General features: G+C 38.9%; 10 protein-coding genes. 8 read left to right on the top strand and 2 right to left on the bottom strand.

Translation table 11 applies throughout. The annotated features are described in order from the left end of the window. The first annotated feature begins 54 nt into the window (after positions 1-54). Positions 55-3,555, top strand: coding sequence for a protein O-mannosyl-transferase family (locus tag ACTB0Y_RS01060; protein WP_463204928.1), 3,501 nt, complete (start codon positions 55-57; stop codon positions 3,553-3,555). Between the two features lie 52 nt (positions 3,556-3,607). Here ACTB0Y_RS01060 and ACTB0Y_RS01065 read toward each other — a convergent pair whose 3' ends face one another. After that, on the bottom strand, positions 3,608-4,138 hold the full coding sequence (locus tag ACTB0Y_RS01065) for a Spy/CpxP family protein refolding chaperone (protein WP_463204929.1): 531 nt from the start codon (positions 4,136-4,138) through the stop codon (positions 3,608-3,610). A gap of 140 nt (positions 4,139-4,278) precedes the next feature. Here ACTB0Y_RS01065 and ACTB0Y_RS01070 point away from each other — a divergent pair, with 140 nt between their 5' ends. After that, positions 4,279-5,823 carry a hypothetical protein gene (locus ACTB0Y_RS01070; RefSeq protein ID WP_463204930.1) on the top strand — a complete coding sequence of 515 codons (1,545 nt, stop codon included), beginning with the start codon at positions 4,279-4,281 and terminating at the stop codon, positions 5,821-5,823. Positions 5,824-5,874: 51 nt separating this feature from the next. Here the strand turns inward: ACTB0Y_RS01070 and ACTB0Y_RS01075 are convergent, their stop codons facing one another. Further along, positions 5,875-7,074 carry a C1 family peptidase gene (locus ACTB0Y_RS01075; RefSeq protein WP_463204931.1) on the bottom strand — a complete coding sequence of 400 codons (1,200 nt, stop codon included), beginning with the start codon at positions 7,072-7,074 and terminating at the stop codon, positions 5,875-5,877. A 261-nt stretch (positions 7,075-7,335) separates the two neighbouring features. Between ACTB0Y_RS01075 and ACTB0Y_RS01080 the strand changes: the two genes are divergently transcribed. The 6 genes from ACTB0Y_RS01080 to thpR all read left to right on the top strand — a co-directional run bounded on the left by ACTB0Y_RS01080 (position 7,336) and on the right by thpR (position 14,471). Continuing rightward, positions 7,336-7,866: a hypothetical protein gene (locus ACTB0Y_RS01080; protein ID WP_463204932.1), complete on the top strand. Its 531-nt coding sequence runs from the start codon at positions 7,336-7,338 to the stop codon at positions 7,864-7,866. Between the two features lie 15 nt (positions 7,867-7,881). Then, on the top strand, positions 7,882-9,828 hold the full coding sequence (locus ACTB0Y_RS01085) for a DUF3857 domain-containing transglutaminase family protein (RefSeq protein WP_463204933.1): 1,947 nt from the start codon (positions 7,882-7,884) through the stop codon (positions 9,826-9,828). Positions 9,829-9,840: 12 nt separating this feature from the next. Continuing rightward, positions 9,841-11,589: a DUF3857 domain-containing protein gene (locus ACTB0Y_RS01090; protein WP_463204934.1), complete on the top strand. Its 1,749-nt coding sequence runs from the start codon at positions 9,841-9,843 to the stop codon at positions 11,587-11,589. A gap of 117 nt (positions 11,590-11,706) precedes the next feature. Next, complete coding sequence (locus ACTB0Y_RS01095) at positions 11,707-12,270, top strand: hypothetical protein (protein ID WP_463204935.1); 564 nt, start codon at positions 11,707-11,709, stop codon at positions 12,268-12,270. Positions 12,271-12,472: 202 nt separating this feature from the next. After that, on the top strand, positions 12,473-13,897 hold the full coding sequence (locus ACTB0Y_RS01100) for a caspase family protein (RefSeq protein WP_463204936.1): 1,425 nt from the start codon (positions 12,473-12,475) through the stop codon (positions 13,895-13,897). A 19-nt stretch (positions 13,898-13,916) separates the two neighbouring features. After that, positions 13,917-14,471 (top strand): RNA 2',3'-cyclic phosphodiesterase, encoded by a 555-nt coding sequence (thpR, locus tag ACTB0Y_RS01105; protein ID WP_463204937.1) that lies wholly within the window; start codon positions 13,917-13,919, stop codon positions 14,469-14,471. The last annotated feature ends 340 nt before the right edge of the window (positions 14,472-14,811 follow it).

A 14,811-nucleotide genomic window follows, 5' to 3' on the forward strand; every position in this document is an offset into this window, starting at 1 on the left:
CTTGTAACTTCACACAATTATTTTGAAAAAACGTACTATCAATAATGTAAACATATGAATTACAAACGCACAAACATTATCGCCGGGTGGTTCGCTTTTGCCATAGCCGCCATAGTTTACCTTCTGTCCATTCCACCAACTACCAGTTTTTGGGACACAGGAGAATTTATTGCCACGGCTTATAAGCTGGAGGTTAGCCACTCCCCAGGTTCACCGCTTTTTATGATTATAGCAAGATTTTTTACATTATTTTCAGAGCCCGTTGATGCTGCTCTAATGGTCAACGCCATGTCTGGACTGGCAAGTGCGCTGACCATAATGTTTCTTTTCTGGACCATTACGCACCTGGCCCGTAAAATAATCATGCAACGTGGAGAAATGACCGATGGCCGGCAATGGGCTATAATTGGAGCAGGATTGGTTGGTGCTTTTGCCTACATGTTTACAGACACTTTTTGGTTTTCGGCTGTAGAGGGTGAGGTCTATGCGCTGTCATCCTTGTTTACAGCAGTGGTGTTTTGGGCAATTCTGAAATGGGAAAATGTGGCTGATGAACCATATGCCAACAGGTGGTTAATTCTGATTGCCTATTTGGTTGGACTTTCAATTGGAGTACACTTGCTAAACCTCTTGGCTATACCCGCCATTGTGTTTGTATTTTATTTCAAAAAGTATAAACCAACACGATTAGGTGTATTAGCTGCTGCATCAATATCTGTACTTATCCTGGGATTCATTATGTACTTTTTAATTCCTTATACAGTAGAAATAGCCAGTTACTTAGACCGACTTTTTGTCAATGGATTTGGCATGCCATTTAATTCAGGGGCGATATTCTTTGCAGCTGCATTATTGGCAGCATTAATTTATGGTATTTGGTATAGTCACAAAAAAGGAAAAGTCATTGCCAACACCATAATACTTGGAGTTACGGTTATCTTGATTGGGTATTCTTCTTATGCAATGACGGTAATACGCTCAAATGCAAACCCGCCAATGGACCAAAACGACCCTGAAGACCTTTTTTCTTTATTATCTTATTTAAACAGAGAGCAATATGGCGACAGACCTTTGTTTTACGGACGATATTATTCCGCTCCGGTAGTAGATTCAAAAGAAAAGTATTCTTACCGAAAAGCAGATAACCGTTATGAGAAATATAGCAAAGGACTTTCATACACATATGATGAAGATTTTTCTACCTTTTTTCCTCGTATGTACAGTGGCGATCGCTCGCATGTGAGGGAATACGAAAAATGGGGGCAGGTCGAAGGCACAAAAATTCAGGATAGCCAGGGAGAAACCCGGGTTAAACCAACATTTGGCGAAAATCTGAGGTTCTTTTTTTCTTATCAGGTCGGTTTTATGTATGGACGGTATTTTATGTGGAATTTTGTAGGCAGGCAAAATGATGTGCAGGGCCATGGCGAAATCAGCCATGGAAATTGGTTGTCCGGAATACCCTTTATTGACAAAGCCCGCCTGGGCGTCCAGGAAGATTTGCCCGATTACTGGAAAAATCACAATGCCCGCAACACCTATTTCTTTTTACCACTACTACTGGGATTGATAGGTCTGCTTTATCATTACAACAAACAAAGGAAAGATTTTTGGGTGATATTGATGCTTTTTGTGCTTACAGGCATTGCCGTTGTGGTATACTTAAATCAAAACCCGCTTCAACCCCGTGAGCGCGATTATGCATATGCAGGTTCGTTTTATGCTTTTGCTGTATGGATTGGTCTTGGCGTGCTTGCTATTTATGACGCTTTACGTAAACCGATTGGGCAAAAAGCTTCAGCTATTGTAGCAACTACAGTCTGCCTTATTGCTGTACCCGGAGTTTTAGGCAGCGAAAACTGGGACGACCACGATCGATCGGGTCGGTATACGGCGCGCGATTTTGCTTATAATTACCTGAACACCTGCGATGAAGATGGTATACTTTTTACCAACGGCGATAACGACACCTTTCCACTTTGGTACCTTCAGGAAGTAGAAGAGGAGCGCACAGATGTACGTATAATCTGTTTGCCATACCTGAGCACCGATTGGTACATTAACCAGATGAGGCGCCAGGTTTACGAATCTGAACCGGTTCCGTTTAATATGGACCGGGAAAAGTATGCACAAGGTAATCGCGATGTAATTTTTGTGCGTAACAGGCCCGATTTGTATCTGAATGAAAGGTATGATGCTAATAAACAAGAATTCGAAGAACGGTTTAATAAAATTATGTACACGCTCCGTGATATTCTTAAACAAGGAAAATTCGATACCATGGAACCCAAAACGTGGGAAAGGCTTGCGAACACAAACAAAATTAAACCACTACAGGCCGCTTCGCTCATAAAAAGGCTTACTAATGAGGGTTTTGCAAAAAAGTATGCGGTAGATATTGATGCCATCAACTCTTTGCAAAAAACAACTGAAAAATTCACAGGAGATTTAGGCAAGGCGCCTATGCCACTTAAGCTGGCGATGGAATTTGTAGCAAGCGACGAGAGCAGCACAAAATTAAGTTCATACGATGGTTCAACAGAAGATTATATCCCGGCAAAGAAATTTGTAATTCCTGTTGACAAACAAAAGGTGATAAATAACGGCACAGTTCAACCTGAGGATACCGCGCTAATTGTAGATCGCTTAGTTTTTAGCATTAAAGCCAATATGCTGATGAAAAGCGATATGATGATACTTGATTTATTGGCAAACAATGATTGGGAAAGGCCCATATATTTCTCCAGCATTGGTCGCGGAACTTTTAGTAGTTTGCAAAAGTATGCACAGCAGGAGGGCTTTGCGTTCCGAATAGTTCCAATAAAAAATAATTCAGGAAACTTAGGCAGAATCAATGCCGAACTCCTTTACGATAATTTTTTCAATAAGTTTATGTACAGGAACCTCGACAATCCTGATGTACACCTTGGCTGGACCAATCGCCGTACAATGAGTGTTGTAAGCTTAAGAAGAAAAATGGGGCAGTTGGCGCATGAACTGATTAGCAAAGGTAAAAATGAAAAAGCCATCAAAACAGTCAATAATACTTTTGAAATTTTGCCTTTGGTGCGTCAGCCCCTCGATTATATGGAAATGGATTTGTTAAGCGCTTATTACAGGGCAGGTGCTATAGACAAAGGTAATGAATTAATCAGGAAAGTTTTTAATCAAACTTATGGCGAATTAGATTATTATTTAAAAGACGATCCATTAATAGATATGGGTTATGGCCAGGACCAGCAAATTGCGGTGGCTAAAATGCACACGATAACAAATCAATTGAGAAAATTCGCTCAGAAGGCGCTTCAGAAAGAACTTCAGGAGCGTATCGTCGGGTTATTAAAGACAAAATCAAGTATTGTGTCAGAAATTGAGGGATATTCCAATCACCAGAGACAATTAATGAGCACATTTTTTGCGCTCGATGAATCAACAGTTCAACAATGGTTTCAAAACCTCAAACCTGAAGACCGCAAGTTTATTACGGATATTAACAGGCTGGACAGACAACAGATAAAGATTTTACAACTTTATATGAGTTGGGTCAATATTTAAAAACACAAAAGCCGGCCCAGTGATGGGCCGGCTTTCATATTAAATTTGGCTTTTACCAACGACAGCTTCCGTCTCTGTGTCTCATTCCGCTACCATTGCCAGCACCAGAACCTTTTCCTCCGCCTCTGTGAAAACCATCTCCTTTGCGTCCATGGCCGGGGCCAAATCCACGTTGACCAAAACGTTTTCCGTGACTATTGAACCAGACTTTTTGTTCATCTGTTAACTGCTTACGCACATCCATCCTGTGATGATTTGCTGCTTTTTGCATTTCCGTTCTAATTTTTCCCATTGCTTCAATTTTGTTGTCAATGGCTTCTCCATCTGGGTTATCACTAACCTGAAGCTTTTGCATTTCAGCCTTTAATATCATCAAATCAGCCCGGTAGTTTTTCATTTGATTCCAGTGCTCAGTCCTGAGGGCTTCAATTTTTGATTCCTGCTCCTCTGTTAAATCCGGAATAGCGCATTGAGTGCGGGACATTGGGGTATTTTGGCTGTTATTCCTCTGGCCTCGTTGTGCCTGTACCAGTGTCATGCTTGCCAATAGAATTAGTCCTGCTAAAAATGTTACCTTTTTCATAGTATTCAAATTTTTAAGTTTGTTTGCCTCTTGGATATACATTTTTAACGAAGGTTTAATTTGCCCGACTGTTTTTTCTGAAACTTTTATAACTTAGTAGCCTATAGACCTTATGTTTCTTAACTAAAACAAGGCTTTTCATGGTATTAAAAAAAACAGTATTTTTATTTTTTGGCTTGTTTCTGTTTTTATTTACAGACCTTCAGGGCCAGTATGTAGACAGAAAAGCTCATTCCTACCCTAAAAAGTTTGCATTGGATAGTAACTTGATGCAGGAGCCATGGAAACATACAACCTTTAAGAAAAAAGACTCTGTTTATCAAACAATAATTTTTAATAGTGTAGTTCACGATGCTTTAATAAAAAAACAAACACCACTTTATGCAATTGAATTAAACCCTGAATTACTGTTGGCTGCTGCAGCCGAAAACCAAACCAGTAAAAATTATTTTGTATCAGGTGGAGGCGGCAGGTTAAACTACCAGCACACACAAAATTTTGTATTTAATGCGAGTTTTGTTGCTTTCAGACAAAGTGGAATCATAACAGATTCAATCCGTACATCCAATAATTTATTGGAGGATGTGTTTTACAGCGAATCAACCCAGGATGGCTATAAGGCCCTTGATTTGCGGGTTAATGCGCTATATAAACTATCAAAGTTTTTTAAAGTTGGGTTTGGTATTGACAACCATTTTACCGGTGATGGATATCATTCTGTTATACAGGGCAATAATGTACCACCGTATCCATATGCGAAACTTTCCACATCGTTTTGGAAAATCGATTATACCGTTGGGTATCATTTTTTAAAAGATGTTGCCTGGCCAGATTTATCGGACACCTACAGGAAATACATGACCACTCATCAGTTGAATATTAAGTTACATCCCCGTTTTCATGTTTATGCCTGGGAGGCCATTGTGTGGAAACAAGAAGATACCATAACCCAACGAAACTATGACATGAGTTATTTAAACCCTGTAATTTTCTTTAGGCCTGTGGAGTTTCAATTGGGCTCCCCATCACCTGACAATGTGTTATTGGGTATTGGGTTTAGATGGCAACCTTTTAATTGGATGAGGGTTTATGGGCAAGCCATGGTTGATGAGTTTTACCTGAAAGAAATTACTGCACGCAATGGCTGGTGGGCCAATAAGTATGCATTTCAGTTAGGGGTGAACAGTACTTTTAGCAGAGGAAATCATTGTTTTCAGATGAGGGGTGAGTTTAATATGGCCAGACCATTTACTTATTCTTATATAGGTTCAATGCAAAACTATGGAACCCGCTATACACCATTGGCACATCCCTTGGGAGCCAATTTTGGCGAAGTTCTATCAACGGTAAGGTGGCAATGGAAGGGGTTAGGAGCATTTGCCAGAGTATCTTATGCTCAAGTAGGTCAAAACGGGGAGGTGAATTACGGGCAGCACATCTATCGTTCTTATACAGACAGGGAGGCAGAATACGGGCACAACTGGCTGCAGGGAAATTTAAAAAGTGGTGTAGCAGCTGATTTTCGGTTGATGTATACCATTAACCCTGAAATGAACCTTAAACTTTCGCTTGGTGTACGAAAAATGCCAGCTTTCTATGCAAATCAAAATGACCTGGAGGAGATATATTTGAGATTGAGCACTTTTTTGTCTCCACAAATGAAACAACTTTATCAGACCAAATAAAAACAGCCCAAAACCAGCAGGTAATGGGCTGTTTCTTAAAACAAACTGGTACTATTTAATATTAAGATTCTTTTTTATGTTTTTGGGTATGGCATCTTTATGCACCACAATGCTCATGGTTTTGTAACGGATAAATGCTTTTGAAGCGTAAAAATATCCTTTGTACTTATTATCGGTGTTCCATGAGTTCTTTACCTTGTAATATTCCTTACCGTTTTGGTCTTTAGTAAGCCCAATAATGTGCATTCCGTGATCATCGGTTGTTTTGTATTTGTCGAATCCCTTTTGACGCATTTCCTGGGTAATGGTTTTTTCAGGAACGGGCCCGTCAAAGCTATACATGCGATTTTGGCGTTCATCATCTGACATCTCTTCCCATTTTTCTTTTTCACTGCCAGCCAGCTCTTCAACATCAGTTTCGGGCACAATGGCTACTCCATTGCGCCATGAAAAACCTTTTTCGCTTACATCAGCAGCCCAGCCAATAGAATAGCCATTTTCGATTGCGTTGTCCATAATGTCAACAAGCTCATCCAGTTTTACGTTATTGAATTTTTGCCAGGACCAGTTGTCAGGCACTTCAAGAATAAATTTTTCATGAAACGGATGGTGGGTGTAAGATGTCAAATACACATAGTCATCGGGGTTAAGGTCTATGTTTTTTTCGGTAAACTCTTTGGGTGTATAAGTTTTACCTTCGTAGTTAAATTTTTCGGGAACTTCTCCCAGGTAAGCATCCAAAATGCCATTAAAACCATCGTGCCAGGCAGTTGTAAGTTTACGGTTTTTGTTCTCAATAACGGCTTCCACATATTCACTGAGCACATTGTCTAACTCGCCATGCACATGGCTTTTTTCTCCGTAGTTCATTCCCGGATAAGCTTTTTCAGGAACCAGCCCGTATTTTACCATTATATCAATGGGGTCGTTCAGTGCGCCACCACCACCAAAGTTAAAATGGCCGTGCATACGTACATGTCGTTTTGCTTTTTCAGAATAGACGTGACGAACTACCCACATTTCTGATAAATCGAGGACAGGTCCTCCCTGGCGAATCACTTCAGATTCAAGGAAAGATAATGTGGAAAAACTCCAGCATGTACCACTTCTGTATTGATCTTTTACGGGCGAAGCTTTTACTTCTTTGATGGTTTTGAAATGATAACCTTCCTTTTTTGCCTTTTTTTCTTCTTGAGCTGTAACGGAGCCTACAAAGAACAATGCAAGTATTAGCAAAGATAAATTTTTCATAATTAATGCTTTAAGTAAATTTATGCTTTTAAATTTTAGCGAAATGTATAAAAAATATAAATAATGCACACTTTCTGACTTAACAGAATGGCACCATAAACCTAAAAGGGTTGTAAATCAGTATTTTATTGGAAATTGGTTTTTGGTCAGAGTATATAAAATTGTATCAAAACAGGATAGGGGTGTACGTATATGGACAAGTTTTTTGGGCTGTTGCCTGCAATAAATACTTTTATTAATTTCAACAGAAAAATAATAAATATGTCTCGCATTGCAATTATATGGCTATTATTGGTTTTATTCTTTGGCTTTGGCAATGTACACGGACAATACTCTAAAGTGGGTTATAAATTTGAAAATAAAATAAAAGCGCCGCGCGTTCGGCGTCCCATTGCACATGAACTGATGCTCGATCCACAAGAACGCTATCTAATTGTCACTTATAGCAGCCACCCAACAGTTGTGGTACTTTATGAAACAGAAAATTGGACATCGAAAGCTACCTATCAAATCCCCAGGTGGTTCGATCTGAGCAACAGTTTTATGGGTCCGGAGGGAAAATTTTTATATCTCGATTTTGAGCGGTATTCTTCAAAATACCGACGAATTAATTTGGAAACAAACCACATTGATACCATCGAGTGCTATGAAACACCCCGTGGATGTGTGCCAAAAGAGGGAGGTGTTGCCCAAAAAGAAGTTTATTCCAACAACAAAAATTATTATATTGTTATCAACAAAAGAAATCGTCGCGATATTCTTGTATTTAGAAAAGAAGAATCACAATACTAACTTAAACATTATATTATGAAGTATTTACTCTTGTTCTTTGCGCTGCTGGCCACTTTTAGTGTACAAGCAGATGAAATTCGTAAAGCCATTGAATCGGAACATCTTGAAAAAACTTACCAGGATTATCACAAAGTGTTGGTTTTTGATTCTATCTCGGCTGATGTAAAAGAATCAGGACTGAGTTATGTAACCCGCAAGCAACTGTTTTATGCCATCGATGAGCATGGCGCAGGAGACTTGAATAAAGTTACCTATAACTATGATCCACTATCAGCATGGGTTGAAATTAAAAAAGCAGTTATTTATCGTAAAGATGGCACAAAAGAAGTGCTGGATACAACGCATTTTTACGACTATCCCCAGCCGGCTCGCATGATTTACTGGGGAGCCCGACAAAAAATGATTGAAGCCGGTAAATTAAACCCGGGTGATGCGCTATATGTGGAACTATTCAGAAAAGGATTTACCTATGCACTCCTGCAGGATGGAGGTGATGACGATAAATACATACCACCAATGCGCGGGCACTATTACGACATTGTGCGGTTTTTTGAATCTTTCCCTATACACCTGAAAGTGTTCGAAACCGCAATACCAAAGTCCAAAGAGGTTCAATACAAAACTTTTAATGCTGATTTTGAGGTAACAACCGAAAAAAAAGAAAAACAAAATTTTACTTTTAAACTTGAGAAAAGTATGCCTGTTAAGCGTGAACCTAATATGGTAGGCATGGATAATGTAGGCCCCAAAGTTCTTATAACTACCAGTCCCGATTGGGAAGCTAAATCAACCTGGTTTTATGGTGTAAACGAGGATTTTGGCAGTTTCGAAAGCACACCCGAGATAGACGCCAAAGTCAATGAGATTTTAGAGGGTGCAACTTCGGAGCTCGACAGCATTGCACGTCTCACACATTGGGTGGCAGATGAAATTCGCTATTCCGGAATTTCAATGGGCGAAGGTGAAGGATACACCCTGCATACCGGTGATATGACTTTTACCGATCGTTGTGGTGTATGTAAAGACAAAGCAGGTATGCTGATTACCATGTTGCGCGCTGCCGGCTTTGAATCCTATGCAGCCATGACCATGGCAGGTTCGCGTATTGAGGACATCCCTGCAGATCAGTTTAATCACTCAATCACTGTAGTAAAACGTCGCAGCGGCGAATACCAGCTGCTAGACCCAACATGGGTGCCATTCGTAAGGGAGTTGTGGTCGAGCCGGGAGCAACAGCAAAATTATTTAATGGGGTTGCCCGAGGGTGCCGATTTGATGATTACAGATGTTTCAGAACCGGAAAATCATTACCTGAAAATCACCAATGATGCAAAGATCGACGAGGAAGGAAATCTTAAAGGCACACTTCATGTAACCGCCGAAGGACAATCGGATGCTTCTTTAAGAAGTATTTTCACCCGTAACTATAAATCTCAATGGGACGACCTTTTAGATGCTGAATTGCAGCGAATATTTCCGCAAGCAAAAATTTCAAATATAACCAAAACCGATCCATACAAATACATAGAGCAACCCGCATCAATTGTATATGAATATACCATTCCTGACTTTGCAATTGTGCATGAGGATAAGTATATTTTCAATGCCTTGTCCAACCAGGGATTTATGGAACACAACAGATTTGGACAACGATTAAATACGTCCCTTGAAAAGCGAGATTTCGATTATCGAATTGGAAGCTCACAAAGAGTAGAAATTGAAGAAAACTTTGAGCTGCCATCCAAAATTAAAGATTTAACAGCACCGCAAACCCAGAAAAAAGATGCTGGCATTGCCAACATGAAAGCTGCATGGGACAAATCGAAAAACAATGCCGAGTTCACCATGATTACAAGTTTTAATAAAAGGGTATTTAAGAAAGAAACATGGCCCGGGATGAAAGAAGTGCTTGAATCAATAAATTTATTCGAAAACAAACCAGTTGTAATTGAAACCAAATAGAAAGGAATAATTATGAAAATTTTAACGGTTATTATATCATTGCTGTTGAGCATGAGTCTATGGGCTCAGGATAGCGATGCTACTTATCTGAAACTGCATAAAACCTACACTCTAAATGAGGATGGTTCTTATAAACTTACGTATCAACACAAACTTAAATATCATACCTATCTCTCTTTTCACCGGAAATATGGTGAAACCTTTGTGGTTTATGATCCTGATTACCAAAAAGTAAACGTTTTGAAGAGTCAAACAACCATGGCCGATGGAAAAGTAGTTAAGGCACCTGATAATGCCTTCAATGAGGTTTTGCCAGGGTTTGCAGCAGGCTCGGGCAGCTATAATAAATTGAGGGAGTTGGTTATTACACATACAGGTCTTGAACGTGAAGCTGTTGTCGATCTTAAATATGAAGTGATCTCAGAAAAAACACCACTAAATCTTTTTGCGGGTTCTGAGCCTCTGCTTTACTCATCACCGGTTAAAGAGTTGCAATTAACGTTTAAGGTTCCGAAAAACCGGGAACTTGTTTTTAGCGGAGAGCAGGGAGAAAAGGTATACAACGAAACGGATGAACACAAAGTTTATACATTCACCTATAATAACTTACAGGCCTATCCAAAGGCCTCTTTAGCAGCCAAAGATCAGAAGCGGGTGCTTATCTATAATGAAGGGAAAAATCTGGCCGATCAACTCATGGAAATAGTCAAAGGTAAGGCGCTTCCAATGGATTATAGAGAAGACTACTCTCCTGCTATGGAGGAAAACATGGATGAAGTAATGAAAATTCATCGCGGTATTGTAAAAGATATGAAAACCATTTTTGTACCCATGAAATTTCAGGAGTTTCCTGTACAAGACGCGAATGCAACTGAACTGACACATTCGGGCACACCCCTCGAAAAAGCCTTATTGTTGAAAGCATTATATCTTGGAGAAAAAATACCGGCACGTATTGTATTTTCAATTCCTGTGGAGCAATTTAACCCCGGGGTTTCTAACATAGAAAACATTACTAACGTTTACGTGATGGTTCCCACAGTTCAAAGTGATCCCTTGCTGCTTTCACCTTATCACATACCCGCAGCTAATCCATTGTTTAAAAATTATAATGATGCTTTAGTGGCCGTTGATGCCAATGGAAATTTAATCAGACTCAACCCGGAAACAACAAACAGGGCCGAGTTTGATATCAATATGAATGTTGGCGAAGATTTTAGTGAAGCACAGTACAAAGGAAAAGCAAGGGGTGTTTTTGCAGGATGGCCTGGTGCAAATTTTGAAGCGAAACAGCTATTTACCAACTATATTAAGGAAATTGAAAATGACGTAGTTATAGAAGGTCCCGCAACAGTTACATTTCAGGGCAGAATGATAACCGAACATCAACAGGTAGAAGAATATTTGCTTTTTGCATTACCGGTATTCAAAAATGGAGCATATGCATTTATTCAGGAATTTTTGCCATCAGAAGGAAATTATGCTGTGGAGTTTGGATATCCTTTACATGAAATATACAGATATACAATACATATGGAAAACGGTCAAAAAATTGTTAATCAACCTGAGCCAATAAACATTAGTAACCAGTTTTTCGACATTACATATAGCACATCAAAAACAGAAAGCGGGCTTCAGATTGTGCTCGATATAAACATAAAAGCTGCTGTAATACCTGCATCAAAATATAAAACCCTTCAGGAGGCCTTTGTGCAGCTGAAGAAAGAATCATCAAGAAAAATAACCATTAAAACAAATTAGGCAAAAACGCACCTTTGTTAATAATATGTTATATCCGGGCTTGTAAAACTTTACAAGCCCTTTTTTTTGATAGAATGTGTTAATTTTACACATACTACTAACTAAAACAGCATTACTATGAAAAAAACTCTAAAGATTGCTTTTTTGTTATCAATGGCCTATATTTTTATTGGCTGTCAACCTCAAACTTTAATTGTGGGTAGAAGTACAATGAATCCTGTGTTTTTTAATCAATTGGATTTGAAACGCGAACATTATGAGATTCTTAAAACAATTACAGCTCAGGCAAAGCTTACAATTACAGAAACCATGAGCGGATTAAAGATTGTGGAAGAAAATAATGAATTTGAAGCCGTCATTAATGGAAGCAAGGTTGATGTGAAAAGCGGTGTGCTAAAATTTGGATATCTGGCCAATGACATTGGAACTACATCAAGAGTTACATCAAGTCCCGGATTAATTAAAGCAAAACAATCTGTACAAACATATGTGCCCAATGATCCCGAAACCATCGCACGCAGACTGGCCAAATACAGGTTGATAAACGAGGCTAAAGCAATGGGTGGAGATGGCGTGATAGAGCCTGTTATTGCTTCAGACATTGCTGTCGTGAATAAGAAAACCACGGTCATTAAAACAACTATTGCAGCAAAAATTATTGTTTTAAAAACAGATCGTTAGCAAAAAGTAAAGGAGGCCGTGTAAAAATGATTTTTTCATCTTTACAAATAGCCGGGATGAAGTGTTTTCAGATAGTCAACAAGAACCAGGATGACTTCGTTAAGATTACTCTTCGTGCTGTGTTTCTTTAAAATACTGTTTCTGGCACCTTTTAGACGGCCTCTTTTATTTTTCACCCGGTTTTTTAACTAATCTTAAAGAAATGAAGCTTAACACACCAATATTTATGCTGATATGCATGCTGGCATTCAACATCATCAATGCTCAAAATGTAACAGTGCGACTGCAAGGTGTTGATGGAATTACTAAAATCCCAGGTGATGTGGATCATAAACAACCACTAAATCTAACGATTGATGTTAATATAAAAACCCATAATAATCTATTGAACAGGTATGATGCGAACCCTGTTTTTTCACCAGCCTTACAACCCAGTATTGATGTGACAAGGTTTATCAAATACCAATTAAATAGTTTTTTTGCCAATAATAACATTCTAATTACTACCCAATCACCATATGCCCTTAATATTCTGATTGACCAGTTTGAGGTTAACTATTTGTCAGGAAGCGGCTGGACCGGCTCAGTTAAAGTTGATGTAGCCCTAAAGAATCAAAATAGGTTACTTTATGAGCAGTCAACCATGGGTTTTAAAAAGGTAAAAGATAGCCCTGAAAACTATCAGCAAGGAGCAAATGCCGTGGTAAAAGCATTTCATCAGGCCGTTAATGATGTAAACTGGAAAGATTTGATGAGCAAACTCGAGCCTGTCGAATTTAAAGACACAATCCATTCTGATCCAGAGCCCTATGATGCCAGCGCAAGAAAGCAGACGAAAAATCAGGCTGTTGTTACTTCTGATATTGATACCCAAATACCCAAGGCACAACAAACCAGAAAACATACTTTCGCCGTAATTATTGGTAATGAAAAGTACGATAATGAAATACCCGTAAAATATGCTGAAAACGATGCGCGCGTTTTTCATCAATATGTAACACAAACATTAGGTGTGCCCGAAAAACAAGCACACCTTGTATTGAATGCAACGTATGGCAAAATACTGGGAGAACTCGACTGGCTTGCCAGCGTAACGAAGGTTTTTGGTGATAAGGCTAAAATAATATTTTATTATGCTGGACATGGCATGCCCGAAGAAAGCACAAAAAAGACTTTTCTTTTGCCAATTGATGGAAATGCCTCACAGGTGCGAACAGCTATCTCTACAAGGGAAATTTATAAAACCCTTTCGCAATATGCTGCCATGCGGGTCCTGGTTTTTTTCGACGCTTGTTTTAGTGGTGCTGCAAGGGATGGAATGCTGGCTTCGGGTCGTGGTGTACGAATCAAACCCAAAGAAGAACATATCGAAGGAAATCTGATTGTTTTTTCCGCGGTTTCCGGTGAAGAAACCGCACATCCTTTTGACGAGCAATATCACGGTTTATTTTCATATTTTTTAATGAAAAAACTACAACAAACCCAAGGCATGGTTACCCTGGGAGACTTGTATGATTACGTTAGACAAAATGTAATGCAAAAGTCTGTGATAAATCGCAAAGAACAAAACCCTAAAGTTAATGTGAGCCCCGGGCTTTTTCAAACATGGAAACAGATAAACCTGTAAATGAAAAAATAAAAATTGTATGTGTCCAGACCAGACAAAAACAAGATGTTTTGTTTCATTAACACTTCCCCACGAATTTATTCAAGAAATAATACAGGTTCAGCAACAAATAAAGCAAGCCAACCTAATTGGAGGAAAATTTACCGAAAAAGAAAATATACATCTCACATTAAAGTTTTTAGGAGAAATCAGCTCTAATACCATTCATCAGGTAGATGAGGCATTGCATCAGGTTTGTTTTGAGCCTTTTCCTGTTAAGTTAGGAGAAACAGGTGTCTTCAGTAAACGACACATCAGAATAATCTGGATGCATTTGCTCGGTGCTGATTCAATTCAGAAAAAAGTGGACCTGGCCCTGAAAGAGCACTTTAAGCCGGAAGAGCGGTTTATGAGTCATATTACTATGGCTCGTGTGAAATATCTGAAATCAGAGAAAAAACACATACTTGATTTTTTGGAACAGATCTCCGGCTCAACCCGGGAAAAAGTTATCAATAGCTTTACTTTAAAAAAATCGACACTCACCCCAAAAGGACCAATTTACGAAACACTTAAAACATACCGGGTAAAATAATTGTTTTTTAACTTGTTGTTTTATAGCCTTTAGGCTTAATGGGTTAAAAAAACTTAAATTTAAGCTTAAATTTTATTTGGAATGTAAAAATATATCTTCTACTTTTGCACCCGCTTTGATAGAAAAAGCGCAGATAATTGAAGGAGATAGAGCATGGAGATTAGATGGATTAGGAGGGGCTGAGGCGATTAAAAAAAAGTTTAAAAAAACTTTAAAAAATGTTGTCAGCGGAATAAATTAGCTTTATCTTTGCAGCCCGCAAAAGAAGGAATTGAAGGGAAAGGAGCGGGAAATGATCTTTGAAAATATTAGGTAGCAAACCCTGTAAGGTAGGATCGGT

This window comes from Salinivirga sp., assembly GCF_055145285.1.

What these genes read in the sequence shown, in the direction of transcription:
- ACTB0Y_RS01060 (WP_463204928.1), top strand. Translation starts at nt 55, where the DNA reads ATGAATTACAAACGCACAAACATTATCGCCGGGTGGTTCGCTTTTGCC.
- ACTB0Y_RS01065 (WP_463204929.1), bottom strand. Translation starts at nt 4,138, where the DNA reads ATGAAAAAGGTAACATTTTTAGCAGGACTAATTCTATTGGCAAGCATG.
- ACTB0Y_RS01070 (WP_463204930.1), top strand. Translation starts at nt 4,279, where the DNA reads ATGGTATTAAAAAAAACAGTATTTTTATTTTTTGGCTTGTTTCTGTTT.
- ACTB0Y_RS01075 (WP_463204931.1), bottom strand. Translation starts at nt 7,074, where the DNA reads ATGAAAAATTTATCTTTGCTAATACTTGCATTGTTCTTTGTAGGCTCC.
- ACTB0Y_RS01080 (WP_463204932.1), top strand. Translation starts at nt 7,336, where the DNA reads ATGTCTCGCATTGCAATTATATGGCTATTATTGGTTTTATTCTTTGGC.
- ACTB0Y_RS01085 (WP_463204933.1), top strand. Translation starts at nt 7,882, where the DNA reads ATGAAGTATTTACTCTTGTTCTTTGCGCTGCTGGCCACTTTTAGTGTA.
- ACTB0Y_RS01090 (WP_463204934.1), top strand. Translation starts at nt 9,841, where the DNA reads ATGAAAATTTTAACGGTTATTATATCATTGCTGTTGAGCATGAGTCTA.
- ACTB0Y_RS01095 (WP_463204935.1), top strand. Translation starts at nt 11,707, where the DNA reads ATGAAAAAAACTCTAAAGATTGCTTTTTTGTTATCAATGGCCTATATT.
- ACTB0Y_RS01100 (WP_463204936.1), top strand. Translation starts at nt 12,473, where the DNA reads ATGAAGCTTAACACACCAATATTTATGCTGATATGCATGCTGGCATTC.
- thpR (WP_463204937.1), top strand. Translation starts at nt 13,917, where the DNA reads ATGTGTCCAGACCAGACAAAAACAAGATGTTTTGTTTCATTAACACTT.